The 20993-nt window shown below is 68.5% G+C and carries 18 protein-coding genes; 10 read left to right on the plus strand and 8 right to left on the minus strand.

The window, feature by feature from the left end:
* Window positions 1-7 precede the first annotated feature (7 nt).
* The 8 genes from QYS60_RS23635 to rpmH all read right to left on the minus strand — a co-directional run bounded on the left by QYS60_RS23635 (window position 8) and on the right by rpmH (window position 6248).
* The gene (locus QYS60_RS23635; RefSeq protein ID WP_371384426.1) at window positions 8-1081 is read right to left on the minus strand and encodes a ParB/RepB/Spo0J family partition protein; all 1074 of its coding nucleotides are present in this window, start codon (window positions 1079-1081) and stop codon (window positions 8-10) included.
* Complete coding sequence (locus tag QYS60_RS23640) at window positions 1078-2082, minus strand: ParA family protein (RefSeq protein WP_040782345.1); 1005 nt, start codon at window positions 2080-2082, stop codon at window positions 1078-1080. The genes QYS60_RS23635 and QYS60_RS23640 overlap by 4 nt, the downstream gene beginning before the upstream one ends.
* 823 nt (window positions 2083-2905) lie before the next feature.
* Window positions 2906-3586 carry a 16S rRNA (guanine(527)-N(7))-methyltransferase RsmG gene (gene rsmG, locus QYS60_RS23645; RefSeq protein ID WP_040782341.1) on the minus strand — a complete coding sequence of 227 codons (681 nt, stop codon included), beginning with the start codon at window positions 3584-3586 and terminating at the stop codon, window positions 2906-2908.
* Between the two features lie 97 nt (window positions 3587-3683).
* On the minus strand, window positions 3684-4229 hold the full coding sequence (locus QYS60_RS23650) for a R3H domain-containing nucleic acid-binding protein (protein ID WP_003936652.1): 546 nt from the start codon (window positions 4227-4229) through the stop codon (window positions 3684-3686).
* A 21-nt stretch (window positions 4230-4250) separates the two neighbouring features.
* Window positions 4251-5357, minus strand: coding sequence for a membrane protein insertase YidC (yidC, locus tag QYS60_RS23655; RefSeq protein WP_371384427.1), 1107 nt, complete (start codon window positions 5355-5357; stop codon window positions 4251-4253).
* Window positions 5358-5427: 70 nt separating this feature from the next.
* A complete protein-coding gene (gene yidD / locus QYS60_RS23660) occupies window positions 5428-5709 on the minus strand; it encodes a membrane protein insertion efficiency factor YidD (protein ID WP_010595438.1) in 282 nt (93 codons plus the stop codon).
* A complete protein-coding gene (rnpA, locus tag QYS60_RS23665) occupies window positions 5706-6083 on the minus strand; it encodes a ribonuclease P protein component (RefSeq protein ID WP_371384428.1) in 378 nt (125 codons plus the stop codon). Before rnpA ends, yidD begins: the two co-directional genes overlap by 4 nt.
* 21 nt (window positions 6084-6104) lie before the next feature.
* Entirely contained in the window at window positions 6105-6248 is a 144-nt protein-coding gene (rpmH, locus tag QYS60_RS23670; protein ID WP_003936647.1) for a 50S ribosomal protein L34, read from the minus strand.
* A 612-nt stretch (window positions 6249-6860) separates the two neighbouring features.
* On the opposite strand from rpmH, the gene dnaA reads away from it, so the two are divergent.
* From dnaA to QYS60_RS23720, 10 genes are all read left to right on the plus strand, one after another.
* A complete protein-coding gene (gene dnaA, locus QYS60_RS23675; RefSeq protein WP_371384429.1) occupies window positions 6861-8507 on the plus strand; it encodes a chromosomal replication initiator protein DnaA in 1647 nt (548 codons plus the stop codon).
* A gap of 537 nt (window positions 8508-9044) precedes the next feature.
* Window positions 9045-10229, plus strand: a complete 1185-nt coding sequence (gene dnaN / locus QYS60_RS23680) for a DNA polymerase III subunit beta (RefSeq protein ID WP_003936645.1) — start codon at window positions 9045-9047, stop codon at window positions 10227-10229.
* A gap of 24 nt (window positions 10230-10253) precedes the next feature.
* Window positions 10254-11507, plus strand: coding sequence for a DNA replication/repair protein RecF (gene recF, locus QYS60_RS23685; protein ID WP_371384430.1), 1254 nt, complete (start codon window positions 10254-10256; stop codon window positions 11505-11507).
* Complete coding sequence (locus tag QYS60_RS23690) at window positions 11504-12052, plus strand: DUF721 family protein (RefSeq protein WP_371384431.1); 549 nt, start codon at window positions 11504-11506, stop codon at window positions 12050-12052. The genes recF and QYS60_RS23690 overlap by 4 nt, the downstream gene beginning before the upstream one ends.
* An 88-nt stretch (window positions 12053-12140) precedes the next feature.
* The gene (locus QYS60_RS23695) at window positions 12141-13031 is read left to right on the plus strand and encodes a metal-dependent hydrolase (RefSeq protein ID WP_371384432.1); all 891 of its coding nucleotides are present in this window, start codon (window positions 12141-12143) and stop codon (window positions 13029-13031) included.
* Window positions 13028-14104, plus strand: coding sequence for a 2Fe-2S iron-sulfur cluster-binding protein (locus QYS60_RS23700; protein ID WP_371384433.1), 1077 nt, complete (start codon window positions 13028-13030; stop codon window positions 14102-14104). The genes QYS60_RS23695 and QYS60_RS23700 overlap by 4 nt, the downstream gene beginning before the upstream one ends.
* 9 nt (window positions 14105-14113) lie before the next feature.
* Entirely contained in the window at window positions 14114-15016 is a 903-nt protein-coding gene (locus tag QYS60_RS23705; RefSeq protein WP_054370847.1) for an alpha/beta fold hydrolase, read from the plus strand.
* Between the two features lie 178 nt (window positions 15017-15194).
* Window positions 15195-17228, plus strand: a complete 2034-nt coding sequence (gene gyrB / locus QYS60_RS23710) for a DNA topoisomerase (ATP-hydrolyzing) subunit B (protein ID WP_054370848.1) — start codon at window positions 15195-15197, stop codon at window positions 17226-17228.
* Between the two features lie 339 nt (window positions 17229-17567).
* Window positions 17568-20579 (plus strand): ATP-binding protein, encoded by a 3012-nt coding sequence (locus tag QYS60_RS23715; RefSeq protein ID WP_371384434.1) that lies wholly within the window; start codon window positions 17568-17570, stop codon window positions 20577-20579.
* Window positions 20576-20992 carry a roadblock/LC7 domain-containing protein gene (locus QYS60_RS23720; protein ID WP_003936637.1) on the plus strand — a complete coding sequence of 139 codons (417 nt, stop codon included), beginning with the start codon at window positions 20576-20578 and terminating at the stop codon, window positions 20990-20992. The genes QYS60_RS23715 and QYS60_RS23720 overlap by 4 nt, the downstream gene beginning before the upstream one ends.
* Window position 20993 lies beyond the last annotated feature (1 nt).

Here is a 20993-nt window from a genome sequence, read left to right on the forward strand (position 1 = left end):
CGAGGCGTCAAGAGGGGTCGGCCTGAGTTTCCATCATCGCCACGATCCGCTCCAGGTCGTCGACCGAACCGAACTCCACGACGATCTTGCCCTTGCGCTTGCCCAGGCTGACCGTGACCCGGGTGTCGAAGGAATTGGACAGGCGCTCCGCGACGTCCTGCAGGCCGGGCATCTGGATGGGCTTGCGGCGCTGCTGAGGCGCGGTGTCCTTCCCGTCGCCGCGATTCGCCAGCATGACCGCTTCCTCGGTGGCCCGGACGGAGAGTCCTTCGGCGACGATACGGGCCGCGAGAACCTCCTGCGCGTCGGGTCCGGCCTCGAGGGACAGCAGGGCGCGGGCATGCCCCGCGGACAGCACCCCCGCCGCGACCCGCCGCTGGACGGGGATCGGCAGCTTGAGCAAGCGGATCATGTTGGTCACCACGGGACGGGACCGTCCGATGCGGGCCGCGAGTTCCTCGTGGGTGACCCCGAACTCTTCGAGCAACTGCTGATAGGCCGCGGCTTCCTCCAGCGGATTGAGCTGGACGCGGTGGATGTTCTCGAGCAGCGCGTCGCGCAGGAGGGACTGATCGTCGGTCTCACGGACGATCGCCGGAATGGTGGCGAGCCCGGCCTCCTGGCCGGCACGCCACCGGCGCTCACCCATGACGAGCTGGTACCGCTCGCCGTCGATCCTGCGCACGACGATCGGCTGCATGAGCCCGAACTCGCGGATGGAGTGGACCAGCTCGGCGAGCGCCTCCTCGTCGAAGACCTGCCGCGGCTGTCGCGGGTTCGGTTCGATCTTGTCCGCGTCGATCTCGAGGTAGACCGCGCCGGCGGGGGAGGGGAGTGGTGCCGGCGTGGGCGCGGGACCGCCGTCGCCCTCGGTTGTCATGCCCCCGGTTTTCGTGTCCTCGGTCCTGGTGCTCCCGGTCTTCGCCGGTGCGGTGGCAGCAACCTTCTTCGACGCGGTCTTGCGGTTGTCGCCGATGATCACGTCCGCCGCAGCGTTGCCGAGACCGGGGGCGGCCGCCGGGCCGGTCGGAATCAGCGACGCCAGACCCCGACCCAACCCGCCCTTGCGTGTCGCGCTCATTCGTTCCCCTGCTTCTCGTTCCGGTACCCACGTGCGGCCAGTTCGCGTCCCGCGTCGAGGTAGCTCATCGCACCGCGCGAACCTGGATCGTAGTCGAGGACGGTCATCCCGTACCCGGGAGCTTCCGAGACCCGCACGCTGCGGGGGATGACAGAGCGAAGCACCGCGCTGCCAAAGTGGGCACGCACCTCCTCCGCCACCTGATCGGCGAGCTTCGTGCGGCCGTCGTACATCGTGAGCAGCACGGTGGAGACGTGCAGCTCGGGATTGAGGTGCGACTGGACCAGCTCGATGTTGCGCAGCAACTGACCGACGCCCTCGAGCGCGTAGTACTCGCACTGGATAGGAATGAGCACCTCTTTCGCCGCGACGAGCGCATTGACGGTGAGGAGACCCAGTGACGGGGGACAGTCGATGATCACGTAGTCGAAGTCCTGGTCGCCCAGCGCAGCCGCGGAGAGGGCGTTCTTCAGACGGTTCTCGCGCGCCACCATCGAGACGAGTTCGATCTCGGCGCCGGCGAGATCGATCGTGGCCGGGATGCAGAACAGGCGCTCGCTGTGCGGGCTCTGTTGGACGGCTTCGGCCGCCTTGACCTCACCGAGAAGCACCTCGTAGCTCGACGGGATGCCGGAGTGGTGCGGCACTCCGAGAGCGGTGCTGGCGTTGCCCTGAGGGTCGAGATCGACGACGAGGACGGTCAACCCCTGGACGGCGAGGGCGGAGGCGAGGTTTACGGTGGACGTGGTCTTGCCGACCCCACCCTTCTGGTTCGCGATCGTGATCACTCGACGGTGGGCCGGTTTGGGGAGAGCGTTCACAGAACTCGGGTGCAGCACCTGACTGGCCCGGTGCGCAGCGGCTCCGATCGGGGTATCCAGCGGGGAGAGTCCCTCGTACGGAATCGGAGAGAACTCGTCCTCGGCGGACTCGGACGCGGCTGCCATCGTCCTCTGCGTCTCGGTTTCACGTGAAACAGCGGATTCAGATCCACCCGACATTGACCGCTCCTTTGTTGTCGACACCCGCACGGTACATCCCCCTCGCGACACCACGCCGGTGATCCGCGCTCGATCGCCGCGGCCGGTCACCGTTTCGGTCCCACGGGGGGTGGAGTGAGCCGAGGCGCAGTGACTGATGCCCGAACTCGGAAAGGGGAGCGCGCCGGCGAGGGTTGGCGACCGTTGCCGGCTCACTCCCTTTCCTCGTTTCGACTCAGTATCCCATCCGCCTTCCGCGGGGGTGCGACGACGTCGCCGACGAATCTCGTTTCACGTGAAACCCGCTGTTTCACGTGAAACCGAAAAGAGCGGGTTTCACGTGAAACAACGCTCCGCCCTCGGCGCCAGATCCGGCGCGAAGGATAGGGCTACTGTCACAGTGACGATTTGAACGAGGGTAGAGGGAAGGGCGCGTGCCGCAACAGATCCGCCCTTCCGGGCTCACCTGACCACTGGCTCCAACAGTCAAGGCCGCCAACAACTTCGGTGACTCTTCCCGCCGAAGAGGTCGACAGGCGGTAGATGTGAACAGGATCGGCCATACCGGAGCGAATTTCGGCCAGGATCGGGGGCCGGAACCGTGACGCGACGGGGAGACCCACCGCGGGTCCTCGAGCCCGGGGTCTCGAGACTGAATCTCGAGGCGGGGGTCACGAGCGGCGCGCGGTCCAGCCTTCGAATGGGGGGCCCGACGGGTGATGAACAATCCACGCCGACAGGCACTCTTCTCGCCTCGAGTCCCTCGAGGCACGCATCCTCTCGAGTGCGATGCTCGAGAGAGTCTTTCACTCGAGAGCGCGGAGCGGTTTCACGTGAAACCGGATCAATGCTTCTTGCGCCGCCGAATCGGCCGCGGCATCCGCTCGGCCTTCACCACGAGGGTGGGTGTCTCGAGCAGACCCACACCACACTCGAGGACCTCGAGGTTGCCGGCACCAAGACGGGCCAGCTCGTCACGGTCACGCTCGATCTCCTCCGCCGCGCTGGAACCCTTGAGTGCCAGCATCCGCCCGCCCTCGTGCACGAGCGGCAGCGACCATTTGGCGAGTTTCGCCAGGGGGGCCACGGCACGGGAGGTGACGACATCCGACCCGCCGGCCTCCTTCACGACGCCGGGCTGCTCCGCACGCCCGCGAATGACGAGCACATTGGTCAGGCCGTGCGCTTCGACGAACTCGGCGAGATACACCGACCGACGCAGCAACGGCTCGACGAGGATCACGTGCAGATCGGGACGGGCGATGGCCAGGGGGATACCCGGCAGACCGGCACCGCTGCCCACGTCGACGACACGTTCACCCTCGTCGATCAGCTCACCGAGCACGGCGCAGTTGAGCAGGTGACGGTCCCACAGTCGGGGGACCTCGCGCGGTCCGATGAGTCCACGCTCCACACCGTCGGTCGCGAGCGAATCCCGGTACTGCTCCGCGAGACCGAGTCGCTCACCGAAGACGCGAACGGCGACCTCGTGAATGCGTCCCTCGTCCTGTTCCACGTGAAACATCCTCTCCCGGCGACCACCTCGCCTCGAGACAAGGGAGGGATCCCGGCGTCGCGCGCCGAGATCCCTCCCTCCTGCTGTCCGGTCGAACTGCTGTCGGTCAGTCCTTGACGACGACGACCCGGCGCTGCGGCTCGGCGCCCTCGCTCTCGCTGGAGACACCGTCGATCCTGGCCACCGCGTCGTGAACGATCTTGCGCTCGAAGGGCGTCATCGGAGTCAGCTCCTCACGCTCTCCGGTCTCCAGGACACGCTTCGCGGCAGCGGTGCCCAGCGCGCTGAGCTCGGCCCGCTTGCCGGCTCGCCAGCCGGCGATGTCGAGCATCAGCTTGCTGCGTTCGCCGGTGACCTGCTGCACGGCGAGACGGGTGAGCTCCTGCAGGGCGTCGAGGACCTCACCGTCGCGACCGACGAGCTTGGACAAATCCTTGCCGCCGTCGATGCTCACGACCGCGCGATCGCCCTCCACGTCGAGGTCGATGTCGCCGTCGAAGTCCAGCACGTCGAGTAGTTGCTCGAGGTAGTCACCGGCGATCTCGCCCTCCTCGACCAGCAGATCGTCCTCGGAGTCGGAATCCGCATCGAGATCCGGCGTCTCGGTGGTCACGTCGGCATCCTCCTGTGCCTTGTCCAGGTCACTGGCCATGATTCGCTCTCTCTTCTTCGGTCAGCGCCGCTTGCGCTTGGAGTTCTTCGAGCCGCCGGGGCGTTTCGATCCGGCCGCATTCTTGGGGGATCCGGACGGCGGCGCGGACGGCTCGGCACCGCCGGACGCGTCGTCCGCGCCCGTCTTCTCCAGGGAGACCTCCGACGTACCAGCGGTGCCCTCCGTACCGGTGGACGCAGTCTTCTTCTTCGTCGTCCGATCGGGACGGGCGCCGGGCTTGGGAGCGTTGTCGCTGCGGCGTGCGATCGCGGCCTGCTTCTTGGCCTCTTCTTCCTGGTCGATCTTGCGGAAGACGATGTGCTGCTGCGCGTAGGTCCAGATGTTGTTGCTCACCCAGTACAGCAGGATGGCGATCGGCAGGAATGGACCGCCGACGATGACGCCGAGCGGGAACACGTACAGCGCCAGCTTGTTCATGATCGCGGCCTGAGGATTGGCCGCGGCCTGCGCGCTCTGCCGGGCGACGGAGGCACGGGAGTTGAAGTGGGTGGCAATGCCCGCCACGATCATGAGCGGAATGGCTACGAGCGCGATGTCGAGCCGGGACGGAATCCCGCCGAACGGCTCGAACGCCACCAGCGATGCCTCGGGCTGGGTGATCCATGCCGAGATCGGCGCACCGAACAGGCGCGCACTGAGGAACGACTGCACGTCCTCCGCGCTGAACGCATAGTTGCCGAGCTGCGCGTTCTCCTCCGGCGACAGGCCGAGCTGACCGAAGCCTTCACCGGTGCGGTTGAACGAGCGCAGCACGTGGAACAGACCGATGAACACCGGCGCCTGCAGCAACACCGGGAGGCAACCCATCAGCGGGTTGAAGCCGTGCTCCTTCTGCAGTTTCTGGAGCTCGACGGCCTGTCGCTGCCGGTCGTTGGAGTACTTCTTCTGCAGCGCCTTGATCTGCGGTTGCAGTTCCTGCATCTGCCGCGTCGTCCGGACTTGCTTGACGAACGGCTTGTACAGGATCGCACGCAGCGTGAAGACGAGGAAGACCACGGACAGCGCCCACGTCGCACCGTCGTCGGGCTCCAGTCCGGGCAGTGCCGTGAAAGCGTTGTGCCAGACCCAGAGGATCCAGGACACGGGATAGTAGATGAAGTCGAGCACGGCTCTATGTACTCCTCAGGTCGTCCAAGGTCGCCAACCAGCGGCGTCGGTCCGAAGTCTTCAGTGCCGGTCAGGGATCCCGGTCGACCGATCGATGCCGCCGCTCGGGCACCGGATCCCAGCCTCCAGGGTGCCAGGGCGCGCACTTGAGCAGCCGGACGACCGTCAATACGGCGCCCACCACGAACCCGCGGGTACGCAACGCCTCGACGGCATACTCGCTGCAGGTGGGGGTGAAACGGCAGGTCGGCATGCGCGTCGGGGACACGTACGTGCGATAGAGCTCGATGCAGAAGATCAACATCCGCGCCGGTGCGGAGCGCACCGACCGCAGTACCTCGCCCGCGTTCATCCCGGCCGCCGCGTCGTCGCGACCAGGCCCAGGCGGGCGAGGCCGGAGCGAACCTGCCGGTCGAGTTCGTGTGAGGACGCCGAGGCGGCACCGGGCAGAGCCCGGACGACGACGTCAGCGCCGGCGGGAACCTCGTCGACGAGCGTCGCACAGATATGACGAAGCCGGCGTGCGACTCGATGTCGAATCACCGCCGGCCCGACAGCCTTGCTCACGACGAATCCGAATCGTGGACCGCCGAAACTCACCACCAGCTCGGCCTGCTCCCGCTCGATCGCGTGCACGACCAGGTCTCGCCGTCCCTGTCGGCGGCCGCGACGAACTGTCTCGGAGAAGTTCGCGCGGCGCCGCAGGCGATACGGCTCAGGTAGCACCCCGAGCTCCCGGAATCGGGATCAGGCGGTGAGCGAAGAGCGGCCCTTGCGGCGGCGCGCCGACACGATCGCGCGGCCCGCACGGGTCCGCATCCGGAGACGGAAGCCGTGAACGCGCGCGCGGCGTCGGTTGTTCGGCTGGAACGTCCGCTTGCCCTTGGCCACGGTCAACACTCCTCGAAGTTCTGTGACGCCGGTCGGCGTCCTCGGTCCAACGTGTACGAAAATCGCATGAACACGTGCCGTACGCGAAAAGAGAACACTGCGTGGCAGCACGGATCCGTCACTGCTGTATGAGTGACTGTTCGAGGCTACTCGGCGGCAAGCACGAAATCAAACCGCGACGACGCGGCACACGCAAGACGACACGCCGCATGCCATTTCCCCCCTCGTCACGTTCGCAACACGAAGTCGCGTGACCCCGTTCATGCTCCGGTACGCTCCCGTTCATGGTTTCGCCGGGGCAGTTCCTCGTCGCCCACCACCTCGGTGAGCAGGGCCGATCACCCCTGCCCCGCGGGCACCGGCGTTGTGCCCGGCCGCCGAGCCGGGCGGGAACCGGAATCCGCAGTCGCTAGCCCGGGGCCACGCGCGCCGGGCGTCTCGAGACATGTCACACTGGACACTTCGGATCCGAGCCGGTCGTCGCGGCTGCTCATCCGTCCGCCTCGACCTCTACAACTCCCCAGCCTCATCCACAGGGCGCCACCCTGTGGTTGTCCACATCTGTGGATAATCGTGTGGAATTCGGATCGAGAGAACTGGGGAGGACGCGACGTGACCGACGAGCCGAACGCGCTGGCCGACGTGTGGCCGGACGTCGTCGCGGAGCTGACCGCCGACGGCGAGGGCCTCAGCAAGGGCCAGAAGGCGTGGCTCGCCCTGGTCAAGCCGATCACACTGGCACAGGGATTCGCACTGTTGTCGGTTCCGTCCTCGTTTGCGCAGGAAGCCATCGAGCGGGATCTGCGCGAGCCGATCCTTCGTGCACTCCACCGCACCCTCGGACATCGTGTGGAAGGACTAGGCGTCCGTATCGAGCCGTCCGCGACCGTCGACGATCCCGCCGAGGACCCGTACGCCGTGCCACGGGACATGCTGCCTCTCGAGGGTCTGCCGCCGGACCCCCGTTCGCCCGAGCCGCACTCGTTCGACACGCGGCCCATCGTCGCCGGCCCGCCCGAGTCCCGCCCGCGCGAGTCCGAGCGCCACGACATGGCGCACCCGTTCCGGCGCCGCCGCCCGTCCTCCCTCGACCACGGCATGCTCGAGGTCGACACGGGGGAACTCGAGGAGGTCGACGACGACCGGGAGGCGATGACCGCGGTCCGCGAGTCGTGGCCGTCCTACTTCACGCAGCCGCCGCCCCCGGCCACCGCGTCCCCGACCGGCAGCAGCAGCCTCAACGCGAAGTACACGTTCGACACGTTCGTGATCGGAGCGTCCAACCGGTTCGCCCATGCGGCCGCGGTGGCGATCGCCGAGGCCCCCGCCCGCGCATACAACCCGCTGTTCATCTGGGGCGCCTCCGGATTGGGCAAGACGCACCTGCTGCACGCTGCCGGGCACTATGCACAACGACTGTTCCCGGGGATGCGGGTCAAGTACGTCTCCACCGAGGAGTTCACGAACGACTTCATCAACAGCCTGCGCGACGACCGCAAGGTGGCGTTCAAGCGCAGGTACCGCGAGACGGACATCCTCCTCGTCGACGACATCCAGTTCATCGAGGGCAAGGAAGGTATCCAGGAGGAGTTCTTCCACACCTTCAACACCCTGCACAACGCGAACAAGCAGATCGTGGTGTCGTCCGATCGTCCCCCGAAGCAGCTCGCGACGCTCGAGGAGCGCCTGCGGACCCGGTTCGAGTGGGGCCTGATCACCGACGTCCAGCCGCCCGAACTCGAGACCCGCATCGCGATCCTCAGCAAGAAGGCCCGCATGGACCGGCTGGACGTACCCCACGACGTCCTCGAGTTGATCGCCAGCAGGATCGAACGCAACATCCGGGAACTCGAGGGGGCGTTGATCCGGGTGACGGCCTTCGCGTCGCTCAACCGGCAGCCGCTGGACCTGACGCTGGCCGAGGTGGTGCTCCGGGACCTCATCCCGGACTCGACGGCTCTCGAGATCAACTCCGCCACCATCATGGCGGTGACAGCCGAGTACTTCGGTACCTCGATCGACGACCTGTGCGGGCCCGGCAAAGCGCGACCGCTGGCCCAGGCCCGGCAGATCGCGATGTATCTGTGCCGGGAGCTCACCGACCTGTCCCTGCCCAAGATCGGGCAGACCTTCGGCCGGGACCACACGACGGTCATGTACGCGGACAAGAAGATTCGCAAGGAGATGACCGAGCGGCGAAAGGTCTACGACCAGGTCCAGGAGCTGACCGCGCGCATCAAGCAACGCTCCAAGCGCTGAGCCCCGCCGAACTGGTGCACAGGGCCCGGACGATCGTGTCCGGGCCCTTCTTCGTGTCCGGAACCCGGCCGGCGGCCGGCGGCGGGCGTGATTCTCGAGACGAATCGACGGTGACTCACACCTGTGGACAACGGTGTGTACAACGTGGGATCTTTGTGGACGGACGGTGTACCGATGTTGAACACTCTCGAGCTGTCCACATCCGTCCTCGAGAATTCCTCGAGTTCATCCTCGAGAGTCCGGGTCTCGAGAAGCCCGCCCCACCAGCGTAGACGGTCGTCCGTCCACAGATTCCACAACCCCTATTACTACTTCTGTGTTTTCTCTCTGAGACTTCTCTTTCAAAACAGGGTTGTGGAGGACTCGAGTGCACAGGGTCTCGAGAGCCATGTCCCCCTCGAGGCTCCGGCTTTCCAACTGATCGGCGAGCGCATACCGTGGAGCGACGTCCCCGCTGCCGACGTCGGTGTCGGGGCCTTGTGCCAGACTTCGTTGAATCGATCGACAGCCAGGAACAGCGAAAGGATCCGCGGGGCGATGGAGCTTGGAAGCATGAAGTTTCGTGTCGCTCGCGAGGACTTCGCCGACTCCGTCGCGTGGGTTGCGCGCAGTCTTCCGTCGCGACCGCCGGTGCCGGTGCTCGGTGGCGTCCTCCTCGGCGCGGATGACCAGGGACTGACCGTCTCCGGATTCGACTACGAGGTCTCCGCACAGGTCCACGTCTCCGCCGAGGTCATCACGTCCGGGCAGGTGCTCGTCTCGGGCCGCCTGCTCGCCGACATCACCCGCGCGTTGCCCAACAAGCCCGTCGACGTGGTGCTCGACGGAACGCGAGTGCTCATCAACTGCGGCAGCGCGAAGTTCTCCCTGCCGACGATGCCGGTCGAGGACTACCCGCAGCTGCCCGAGTTGCCGCAGCAGACCGGTTCGCTGCCCGTCGAGATGTTCGCCGAGGCGATCAGCCAGGTCGCCGTCGCGGCGGGCAAGGACGACACCCTGCCGATGCTGACCGGCATCCGGGTCGAGATCGACGGCACCCACATGGTCCTCGCGGCCACCGACCGGTTCCGTCTCGCGGTCCGCAAGATCGAGTGGATGCCCACCGTCGAGTCGGCGAGCGCCGCGGTGCTCGTGCCGGCCAAGACGCTCTCCGAGTCTGCGAAAACCGTTGGCGGATCCTCCAATTCGCCTGTCCAGCTCGCACTGGGCGCCGGCTCGTCGGTCGGCGCGGAGGGCCTGCTCGGTATCGTCGCGGACGGCCGTCGTACCACCACCCGTCTCCTCGACGCCGAGTTCCCCAAGTTCCGTCAGTTGCTGCCCACCGAGCACACCGCGATGGCGACCGTCGAGATCGCGCCGCTCGTGGACGCGATCAAGCGCGTCGCGCTCGTCGCCGAGCGCGGGGCGCAGGTGCGTCTCGAGTTCACCGAGGGCGGCCTGCTGTTGTCGGCCGGGGGTGACGACGCCGGCCGGGCGGAGGAGTCGCTCGCGGCGGAGTTCCAGGGCGAGCCGCTGATCATCGCGTTCAACCCCGGGTACCTGCTCGACGGCCTCGGTTCGCTGCACAGCGAGAAGGTGTCGTTCGGCTTCACCACGCCGAGCCGTCCCGCCGTACTGCGACCGGCGCTCGAGGAGGCGCCCGAGCCCGACGCCTCCGGCACGTTCGCCGCCCCGGACAGCGACTACACCTACCTGCTGATGCCGGTGCGCCTGCCGGGCTGACCCGGGGGAGGAAACGGTGGGCCCGTGTACGTTCGCACCTTCTCGCTACGCGATTTCCGTTCCTGGGAAGCCGTTTCGCTGAATCTCGCACCCGGACCGACGGTGTTCCTCGGCCGCAACGGACACGGCAAGACCAACCTGCTCGAGGCGCTGGGTTATCTGTCGACCCTGACCTCGCACCGGGTCTCCGGTGATGCGCCGCTGCTGCGGACCGGGACGTCGCGCGCCCTGGTGGGCGCCGTCGTCGTCAACGGTGGCCGGGAACTGGGCATCGACGTCGAGATCAACGAGGGCCGGCCCAACCGCGGCCGGATCAACCAGTCACCGACCCGGCGCCCACGGGAGATTCTCGGCATTCTGCGGACCGTGTTGTTCGCGCCGGAGGACCTGTCCCTGGTGCGTGGTGATCCGGGGGACCGGCGCCGGTTCCTCGACGAACTGCTCGCCACCCGCATCCCCCGGATGAGCGGCGTGCGTGCCGACTACGACAAGGTGTTGCGCCAGCGTTCCGCGCTGCTCAAGACGGCCGGAGGTGCGTTGCGCCGCGGCAGCCGGTCCGGCGACGGAGCGAACGCACTCGCGACGCTCGACGTGTGGGACGGTCATCTCGCGGCGCACGGTTCCGAGCTGCTCGCCGCACGCGTCGCCCTGCTGCACGAACTCGCCCCCCATGTTGCCGAGGCATACCGGTCGATCGCCCCCGAGTCGCGGCCGGCGCTGCTGCGTTACCGCAGCACGGTGGGCGAGGCGTTGCCGCCGGAGTTCGCCGACCCGGACCGCGCGCCGCTGTCCGACGACCGGGAGGTGATCGAGGCCGCGTTCCTGACCCGGCTGGCGCAGGCGCGGACGAAGGAGATCGAGCGGGGCGTGTGCCTGGTGGGTCCCCATCGCGACGAGCTCGACCTGATTCTGGGGGACCAGCCGGCCAAGGGTTTCGCCAGCCATGGGGAGTCCTGGTCGTTCGCGCTGGCGCTGCGCCTGGGCGCGTTCTCGCTCCTGCGGGCGGACGGCACCGACCCGGTCCTCATGCTCGACGACGTGTTCGCCGAGCTGGATCGCCGGCGCCGCACGGCGCTCGCCGCCGTCGCGGCCTCGGCCGAGCAGGTCCTCATCACCGCCGCGGTCCCGGAGGACGTGCCGGCCGAACTGGCCGCGGTCCGGTTCGGGGTGCGGGCCGAGGACACCGACCGGGGACGGCTCTCGGCGCTGACCGCGCTCGACGGCGACGATCCCACACAGCCGGATCTGGACGGAACCGTGGACGGAGCACTGCGATGAGCATCGAGAACCCGGACGAACAGCCGTCTCAGCCGCCGTTGCGCGGGATCGACCTGGCTCGTCGCGCACTGGAGGAGGCCCGGGCGGCAGCGCAGGCGAGCGGCAAGTCGGTGGGGCAGGGACGCGCCTCGCGCGGGGCGCTGCGACCACGGCGTCGCCGCCGCGGATGGTCCGGTCCGGGCCCCGACGATCGGGATCCGCAGCCGCTCGGCGCATTGACGAACGCGATAGCCAAGCAGCGGGGATGGGCAGGCCGCGTGTCGGAGGGCACCGTGCTCGGGAGTTGGGCACGCGTGGTCGGCGACGACATCGCCTCGCACGCGACGCCGACGACGCTGCGCGACAAGGTGCTGCACGTCTCGGCCGAGTCGACCGCGTGGGCGACCCAGCTGCGCATGATGCAGGCGCAGATCCTCACGAAGATCGCCGCCGCGGTCGGGCACGGGGTGGTCGAGGAACTGCGGATCACGGGGCCGACGGCGCCGAGCTGGCGTAAGGGGGAGCGGCACGTCCGCGGCCGCGGCCCGCGGGACACATACGGCTGAACCCACCCTGGATTTATCTGTAACCCGATGTTACGTTCAAACGCGTCGATTGTGTGCTGTTCCACACTCCGCATCGGGAGGTTCGTCCATGTCCACATCGCTCACCGAACCGGACCGGGTGCTGCTCCAGGCCCGCGACGTCGAGTTCGACTGGAGCGCCCTGCCCCTGCACTGGGTGCCCGGTGATCCGTTCAGCACCCACGTGCTCAACGTCCTGCATCTGTTGCTGCCGGCGGGGGAGGAGTGGTTCGTCGAGACGTTCAAGGAGGCGCTGCCTCTCATCCGCGACGAACAACTGCGCGAGGACGTCGTGGGATTCATCGGTCAGGAATCGGTGCACGCCGACGCGCACCGGAGGGTACTCGAGCAACTCGAGGCGAAGGGTCTCGATCCCACGCCCTTCACGGACCAGATGCGGTGGCTGTTCGGCCGGCTGCTCGGCCGACGACCGCTCACGGGACTGCGGGCGGAGAACTACCTCGTCGAACGGCTCGCCATCATTGCCGCCGTCGAGCATGTCACCGCATTCCTGGGGGACTGGGTTCTCAACGCGAAGGGTCTCGACGCGGCGGGCACCGATCCGACCATGCTCGACCTGCTGCGCTGGCACGGTGCCGAGGAGGTCGAGCATCGCAACGTCGCCTACGACGTGATGCGCTACTTCGACCCCGGGGAGGCGCGCCGGATCCGCACGCAGCTCATCGTCGCCCCGGTCCTGTTGTGGCTGTGGATCCGCGGTGCCCGCTTCCTGATGGCTCACGACCCTGTGCTGGCGGCTGCGCCCGGACATGCTCGCGCACCTCATCTTTCGGACTGGTCGGCGGCCAGTCGACGCGGTACGATGCCGGGGCCCGTGGACCTCGGCCGACGCATGTCGCGATACTTCCGCCGCTCGTACCATCCCAGCCAGGAGGGTTCGACCGCCCAGGCGGTCCGCTACCTGGCGTCCTCGCCCGCGGCCCGGGCGGCAGGCCGATGACCGGCCTGCTGCCGCGGCACGGTCGCCCGTCGGACCTGCGGGGCCGGAACCGCCCCGACCGGGCGATGGGCGTGCTCGGATCCGTCGTGGACAGATATCTGAGCCTCGTCACCACGCTCGACTACGCCGGTGCCGCCGGTGCCGCCGACATCGATCGGCAGGTGGATCTGCTTGTGGCGCAGAAGATTCCCGTCACGGCCGACGGCGATGTGGTGAGGTTGACGCTGCGCGCCCCGGACGGTGCCGAGTTGCCGGCGTGGCACCCGGGCGCCCATCTCGACTTCCATCTGCCGTCCGGGCGGCGGCGACAGTACTCGCTGTGCGGGGATCACGAGGACCGCGGCCGTTACACCGTCGCGGTGCGCCGGATCCCCGGCGGTGGGGGAGGGTCGCTCGAGATGCATGCTCTCGAACCGGGTGACCTCGTGGCCGTGCGCGGTCCGCGCAACGGGTTCCCCTTCGTCGCCGAGGGGGCGGCCCTGTTCGTCGCCGGCGGGATCGGCATCACCCCCGTCCTGGCGATGACCCGTGCCGCACACCGAGCCGGGATGGACTGGCGACTCGTCTACACCGGCCGTACCCGGTCCGCGATGCCGTTCCTCGACGAGATCGGAACATGGGATTCGTCAAGAGTTTTCGTGCGACCGGACGACGAGTTCGGTACGCCGACGGGGTCCGATCTGCTCGCCGGCGGAGCCGTCTACTGTTGCGGGCCCACCCCGATGCTGGACGCCGTGCGGGCCGGCATCGACGCCACACCGGCGTCGGCCCTGCACTTCGAACGGTTCGGTGCCCCGCCCGTCGTCGCCGGCCGGGCGTTCGAGGTCCAACTGGCAAGCACCGGGGAGGTGCTCGCCGTCCCGGCCTACGAGTCGGCGCTCGAGATCATCCGCCGGCGCCTGCCCGGCATCGGCTACTCGTGCCGCCAGGGTTTCTGCGGAACCTGCCGGGTGCGAGTCCTGTCCGGCACCCCCGACCACCGCGAGAACCGGCTCACCCCCGAGGAACGTCGCGAGCAGATGCTCGTCTGCGTCTCCCGCGCCGACGGTGGCCGGCTCGTACTCGATCTCTGAGGAGAACGCATGACCACTCGCACCGTCACGAACGGACCCGTCCGGCTCCACGTCGTCGAGGAGGGCAACCCGGCAGGGCCGACACTGCTGCTGGTCCACGGCTGGCCCGACACCCACGCCCTGTGGGACCGCGTGGTACCCGAGTTGGCCCGCGACTTCCGGATCGTCCGGTTCGACAACCGCGGTGCCGGTGCCTCGACCGTGCCGCGCGACGTCGCGGACTACCGGCTCGAGCTGCTCGCCGGGGACCTGTTCGCGGTGATCGACGCGGTGAGCCCGGACGTGCCCGTCCACCTGCTCGGACACGACTGGGGGGCGGTGCTGTGCTGGGAGGCCGTATGCGAACCCGGGGCGGCCGAGCGGATCGCGTCCTACACCTCGGTGTCCGGGCCGAACCTCGACCATCTCGCCTCGTGGATGCGCCGTCGGCTGCGGGATCGGCGCCCGCTCGGTCCGCTCGAGCAGGCTGTGGCGTCGGCCTACACGGTGCTGTTCCAGACCCCCGGCCTGCCCGTGCCGGCGCTCCGGTGGTGGTTCTCGCGGCACTGGCCCGCATTCGTCGGATTCTTCGATCGCTCCGATCCGGCGCTGATCGGACCGGTCGCGCCCACGCTGGCCGACGACATGGTGCACGGACTGAAGCTGTACCGGGCGAACCTGCGCCGGCGCCTGCGTGCACCGCGCGAGCGGCACACCGACGTGCCCGTGCAACTGATCCAGGGGCTGCGGGACCGGGCGGTGCGGCCGGTCGGGTACGAGGACACCGAGAAGTGGGTGACCGATCTGCGCCGGGAACCACTCGACGCCGGACACTGGTCGCCCCGCTCGCACGCCGGGGAGCTCGCGGCCGCGACCGCGCGCTTCGTGCGCGACGTCGAAGCGCGGCACACTGCCCGAACCCCTGCGCTCTAGACCCCCGCGCTCTAGCGATTCACCTTCCCGCCCTCGCGACGCCGCGCCTGCGGGCCGGTGAGCGGCGTCGACGGCCCGTTCTGTGTCGGACGGGGCAAGTACGGTCCCGGGCAGTAGGATGAATCCGAATGCGCGCGTGTGCGCGAGGCCCAGGCGGAAGAAGGAGAGCTACCAACCCGTGGCTGCCCAGAAGTCGAACAAGAGCAACAGTGACTACGGTGCTTCCTCCATCACCGTCCTCGAGGGGCTCGAGGCGGTGCGCAAGCGCCCCGGCATGTACATCGGTTCCACCGGTGAGCGCGGTCTGCACCACCTGATCTGGGAGGTCGTCGACAACTCGGTCGACGAGGCGATGGCCGGCCACGCCACCAAGGTCGAGGTGACCCTCCTCGAGGACGGCGGCGTGCAGGTCGTCGACGACGGCCGCGGCATCCCCGTCGGGATGCACGCCTCCGGTGTCCCGACCGTCGAGGTCGTGCTGACCCAGCTGCACGCGGGCGGCAAGTTCGATTCCGATGCCTACGCGGTCTCGGGTGGTCTGCACGGCGTCGGCATCTCGGTGGTCAATGCGCTGTCCACCCAGCTCCAGGTGGAGATCGACCGCGACGGCTACCACTGGGAGCAGACCTACCAGTCCTCCAAGCCCGGGAAGCTGGTCAAGGGCGAGCCCACGAGGGCCACCGGCACCACCGTCCGGTTCTGGGCGGACCCGGACATCTTCGAAACCACGACCTACAACTTCGAGACGGTCGCGCGGCGACTGCAGGAGATGGCCTTCCTCAACAAGGGCCTGACGATCACGCTGACCGACGAGCGGGTCGCACCGGAGGAGGTCACGGACGAGGTCGTCAGTGAGCTCGCCGAGGCGCCGAAGAAGGCCGAGGAGCAGGAACAGGCCGAGATCGAGCAGCAGCACAAGGTCAAGGTCCGCGTCTATCACTACCCGGGCGGCCTCGAGGACTATGTGCGGCACATCAACCGCACCAAGCAGCCGATCCACAACTCGGTCGTCGGCTTCACCGCGAAGGGCACCGGCCACGAACTCGAGGTCGCGATGCAGTGGAACTCGGGCTACTCCGAGTCCGTCCACACCTTCGCCAACACGATCAACACCCACGAGGGCGGTACCCACGAGGAGGGCTTCCGCGCGGCGCTGACCTCGGTGGTCAACAAGTACGCGAAGGACAAGAAGCTCCTCAAGGACAAGGATCCGAACCTCACCGGCGACGACATCCGTGAGGGACTGGCCGCGATCATCTCGGTCAAGGTCGGCGAACCGCAGTTCGAAGGCCAGACCAAGACCAAGCTCGGCAACACCGAGGTCAAGTCGTTCGTGCAGAAGGCCTGCAACGAGCACCTGTCGCACTGGCTCGAAGCCAACCCGGCCGACGCGAAGACCATTGTGACGAAGGCGGTCTCGTCCGCGCAGGCGCGCGTCGCCGCTCGTAAGGCGCGGGAACTGGTCCGCCGCAAGTCCGCCACCGACCTCGGGGGCCTGCCCGGCAAGCTGGCGGACTGCCGCTCCAACGATCCGAGCAAGTCCGAGATCTACATCGTCGAGGGTGACTCGGCCGGCGGCTCCGCCAAGTCGGGCCGGGACTCGATGTATCAGGCGATCCTGCCGCTGCGCGGCAAGATCATCAATGTCGAGAAGGCGCGCATCGACAGGGTCCTCAAGAACAACGAGGTCCAGGCGATCATCACCGCCTTCGGCACCGGTATCCACGACGAGTTCGACATCTCGAAGCTGCGCTATCACAAGATCGTGTTGATGGCCGACGCCGACGTGGACGGCCAGCACATCGCGACTCTGCTGCTGACGCTGCTGTTCCGCTTCATGCGCCCGCTGGTCGAGCACGGGCACGTCTACCTGGCGCAGCCCCCGCTGTACAAGCTCAAGTGGCAGCGTTCCGAGCCGGAGTTCGCGTACTCCGACCGCGAGCGCGACGGTCTGCTCGAGCGTGGGCTCGCGTCCGGCAAGAAGATCAACAAGGACGACGGCATCCAGCGGTACAAGGGCCTCGGCGAGATGAATGCCAAGGAACTGTGGGAGACCACCATGGACCCCAGCGTGCGCGTGCTGCGTCAGGTCACGCTCGACGACGCGGCCGCCGCCGACGAACTGTTCAGCGTGCTGATGGGTGAGGACGTGGAGGCGCGTCGCAGCTTCATCACCCGTAACGCGAAGGACGTCCGCTTCCTGGACGTCTGACTCGGTCTCGCGGACGCCGGAAGGGCGGTGCGAGTGGCAATGTGACGAGGTTCACACTGTCGCTTTCGCCGCCCTTCGGCGCGTCGGCGGCGCGGGGTGGTCCCGCGAATGTTACTGGTCGGTATCGTTTTCGGCTCGGTGACCGGTTCGATACACGACTGCCGCCGGTCGGGGGAGTGATCGTGCTCCTTTCGTGATCCGCGCTCGGGCGGATATGGTGCGTGCACTCAGGAACGTCTCTTCCGACCACTCCACCCGCAGACGCACCTCCTCGACGCCGAGCGGTGTGGCGCGGGTGTGGGTCGGCGGCGGAAACCGGGTGGAAAGTGAGCTGGAAAGATGAGTGACGAATCGCCACCTCGGCAGCGGTGGTGGAACATCGAAGGGTGGGGCCTTCGCTGGAAGGTGACCGCCGTTCTCGCAGTTCCCGTGACCGTGGCCATGGTGCTGGGCGGCCTGCGCGTGCAGCAGGAGCTCTCCAACGCCGTCCACTTCTCGTCCGCTGCCGACCAGGTGGCCGTCGTGCCCGACCTCGTCGACTTCGGTACCGCCTTCGGTACCGCCTCCGCGACGCTGGCGGCCGGGACCGGCGTCACGAACGAGATCGAGAACCTCGACACGGCACTGGAACGCGTCCGGGCGGTGTCGCAGAATCCGGAGCTGGATCCGGTCATCGCCGCCGACCTCACCCGCACGGTGGCTGCCGCCGAGTCGTTGCGAGACCGCATCGCGGCCGGCGACATCCCGCTGCCCGAGCTCAACGAGCAGACCAACACCATCCGCAAGGACCTGATCCGCATCGTCGAAGCCATCGTCGAGCCGATCGAGGATCCGTCCGTGCTCGCCGAGGGCACCCGACTCGTCGATGCGTGGGCTTCCCAGCGCTATCTGTTCGACCAGGTGATGGGCATCGTGGCGATCCTGCGGGACCCGGACCAGCCCGGTACCGCACTGGTGTCCGCGTCCGGCTCCGAGCTCGCCATGCTCGAGACGCTCGCCCGGTCGTACCCGGCCTCCGATGCGCAGATCCAGGAGCTGCGCAGCGGCGTCGCCGAGCGCACCGCGATGATCGACGCCGCCGGCGACGGCCCGCTGCCCATCCTGAACCTGCGCTCGTCGCTGCTGGAGAGTGTCGAGGTCTACGGCACCCTCATCGACGAAGCGTCCGACGCGATCAGCAGCACCGTTCTCGCCCGCGCCTCCGACACCCGCTCCGCCGCCCTGCGTGACACCGCGATCGTGCTCGGCGCCCTGCTCGCCGCGCTGGTCCTGGCGCTTCTGGTGTCGCGGTCGCTCGTCGGCCCGATCCGGCGCCTGCGCTACGGCGCTCTCAAGGTCGCCCGGCAGGAACTCCCCGACGCGATCGACCGCATCAAGGTGGGCGACAACGTCGAGGACATCGAGTTCACCCGGGTCCCGGTGCACACCACCGAGGAGATCGGCCAGCTCGCCCGCGCCGTCGACGACATGCACGGGCAGGCCCTGCGCCTCGCCGGCGAGCAGGCCCACCTCCGCCTGCAGATCAACGACATGTTCGAAACCCTCGCCCGGCGCAGCAAGTCGCTCGTCGAGCAGCAGCTCGGCCTCATCGAACGGCTCGAGTACGAGGAAAAGGATCCGGCCCGGCTCGAGAGCCTGTTCCGGCTCGACCACCTGGCTGCGCGCATGCGCCGTAACGGTGACAACCTGCTGATTCTCTCCGGAACCCGGATGCGGCGCGGCCATTCGGCACCCGTGCAGCTCGGTGATGTCCTCCGTGCCGCGATGTCCGAGGTCGAGGACTACCAGCGGGTCCAGATCGGCTCGACGCCGGAAGGCGCCCTCAGTGGTACGGTCGCCACGGACATCGTGCATCTGCTCGCCGAGCTCGTCGACAATTCGCTGCGGGCGTCGCCGCCGGACAGCACCGTGACGTTCAGCTTCGCGCGCGCCGTCGACGGTGGCCTGCTCGTCGAGATCGCCGACCGCGGTATCGGTATCCCGGCCGAGGAACTCGACGCGATCAACGAGCGTCTCGCCCTCGGTGGCGAGGTCGGTCCCGACACCGCCCGTCACATGGGTCTGTTCGTGGTCTCGCGCCTCGCGGCCCGGCACGGCCTCACCGTGCGGCTGCGGCCGACGTTCGACACCGCGCGCAACCCGGGCATCACCGCCAGCGTCCACATCCCCGACGTGCTCCTCGTCTCGCCGCTCGCCCTGTCGCAGACCGGGCCGCAGCCGCGCACGGGCGAGGACGGACGTCCGGCCGAGACGCTCGCGCCGCGGCCGCCCCGCGATGTCACGGCCCCGGCCGCGTCGGACCATGCTTCTGCACCGGCACCGGCACTGCCGCAGCGGCAGCCGGCGTCTGCACTGCCGCAGCGGCAGCCGGCGTCTGCACTGCCGCAGCGCCAGCCGGCATCCGTGGCTTCGGAGTCGGCTGCGGGTCTGCCGCAGCGCCAGCCGGGTGCCACGCCGGGTCTGCCGCAGCGCCGGCCCGGGTCCACTCCAGGCCTGCCGCAGCGTCAGCCGGGTGCCGCCGCGGAGCGCCAGCCCACGCCGCTGTCCGACCTGCCCCGGCGGCAACCCGGCCCGACGCCGGTACTGCCGCCGCGTCGCACGGAGACGGTCTCGTCCGCTCCTGCTCCCGCCCCGACGGCGCCACGGTCCCCGGGCAACGGGCTGCCGCAGCGACGGCCGGGCGCCACGCCGGGCATCGCGCCCCAGCCGACGACGGCCGCACCGAACAACGGTGCTTCGGGCAACGGTGCTTCGGGCAACGGTCTGCCGCAGCGCCGGCCGGGGAGCACCCCCGGTCTGCCGACACCGCCGGCCGCATCGGAATCCGCGCTTCCGCAACGGAATTCCGAGCCGGCCGCCGTTCGGGACGAGGCGGCTGCGGCCGACGGACAGGCGGGCCGCACCGCCCGGCACCGGTACCGGACGAACCCGGCCAAGACGGCGTCGTTCTTCCAGCCGCGTACCGAAGCCAACGCCTTGCGCCCGCATCCGGGTGCCGGCACGCCGATCTTCGCCGACATGATGTCGAGCTGGCTCGTCGATCCGACGACTCAGCCCGAGGACCGCCGTCCGGAGTGGAACTCACGGGCGGATGCCGGGTGGAGGGCCGCGCAGGAGGCCGCACAAGCTCCGGTGGAGCAACTCACCACCGCGGGTCTTCCGCGGCGTGCACCCGGTCATAGGCTGGTGCCCGGTGCGGTCGCCTCGCCGGCGACCGGATCCGTGCCGGCTGTCCGGCGGCGCGACCCGGAGACCATCCGGGCCAACCTGAGCCGTCACCAGCAAGGGGTTCGCAACGGGCGGGCCTCCGCGCACGCGTCCACCCAGACCGACGAACAGGGAGTTCGATGAACATTGACCATGGATCCGACGTGACTCGTCCTCTGGACTGGTTGGTGTCGAACTTCGCGCGCGAGGTTCCCGGCGTCTCCCACGCCGTGCTCGTGTCCGCGGACGGCCTCCTCATGGCGGCCAGCGCACACCTGCCCGTCGACCGTGCCGAGCAGCTCGCTGCCGTCACGTCCGGACTCGCCAGCCTGTCCAACGGCGTGTCCCAGCTCTTCGAGGGCGGCGGAGTGCTCCAGTCCGTCGTCGAGATGCAGCACGGCTACCTGCTGCTGATGAGCGTGGGCGACGGATCGCACCTGGCGGCCCTGACCGCCTCGGAGTGCGACATCGGGCAGGTCGGTTACGAGATGGCACTCCTGGTCGATCGTGTGGGGGCATCGGTCGAGGCCACTCCGCGCATCGGTCTGGGGTCCTGAC

The sequence above is a fragment of the Rhodococcus sp. GXMU-t2271 genome, assembly GCF_041414735.1.
GTDB lineage: Bacteria > Actinomycetota > Actinomycetes > Mycobacteriales > Mycobacteriaceae > Rhodococcus > Rhodococcus indonesiensis.

Bases quoted from the DNA above. Each gene is read 5' to 3' on its own strand.
- QYS60_RS23705 (WP_054370847.1), top strand. From the start codon at position 14,114: ATGACCACTCGCACCGTCACGAACGGACCCGTCCGGCTCCACGTCGTC.
- dnaN (WP_003936645.1), top strand. From the start codon at position 9,045: ATGGAGCTTGGAAGCATGAAGTTTCGTGTCGCTCGCGAGGACTTCGCC.
- QYS60_RS23715 (WP_371384434.1), top strand. From the start codon at position 17,568: ATGAGTGACGAATCGCCACCTCGGCAGCGGTGGTGGAACATCGAAGGG.
- QYS60_RS23690 (WP_371384431.1), top strand. From the start codon at position 11,504: ATGAGCATCGAGAACCCGGACGAACAGCCGTCTCAGCCGCCGTTGCGC.
- QYS60_RS23640 (WP_040782345.1), bottom strand. From the start codon at position 2,082: ATGTCGGGTGGATCTGAATCCGCTGTTTCACGTGAAACCGAGACGCAG.
- QYS60_RS23635 (WP_371384426.1), bottom strand. From the start codon at position 1,081: ATGAGCGCGACACGCAAGGGCGGGTTGGGTCGGGGTCTGGCGTCGCTG.
- QYS60_RS23650 (WP_003936652.1), bottom strand. From the start codon at position 4,229: ATGGCCAGTGACCTGGACAAGGCACAGGAGGATGCCGACGTGACCACC.
- QYS60_RS23700 (WP_371384433.1), top strand. From the start codon at position 13,028: ATGACCGGCCTGCTGCCGCGGCACGGTCGCCCGTCGGACCTGCGGGGC.
- rsmG (WP_040782341.1), bottom strand. From the start codon at position 3,586: ATGTTTCACGTGGAACAGGACGAGGGACGCATTCACGAGGTCGCCGTT.
- yidD (WP_010595438.1), bottom strand. From the start codon at position 5,709: ATGAACGCGGGCGAGGTACTGCGGTCGGTGCGCTCCGCACCGGCGCGG.
- QYS60_RS23720 (WP_003936637.1), top strand. From the start codon at position 20,576: ATGAACATTGACCATGGATCCGACGTGACTCGTCCTCTGGACTGGTTG.
- QYS60_RS23695 (WP_371384432.1), top strand. From the start codon at position 12,141: ATGTCCACATCGCTCACCGAACCGGACCGGGTGCTGCTCCAGGCCCGC.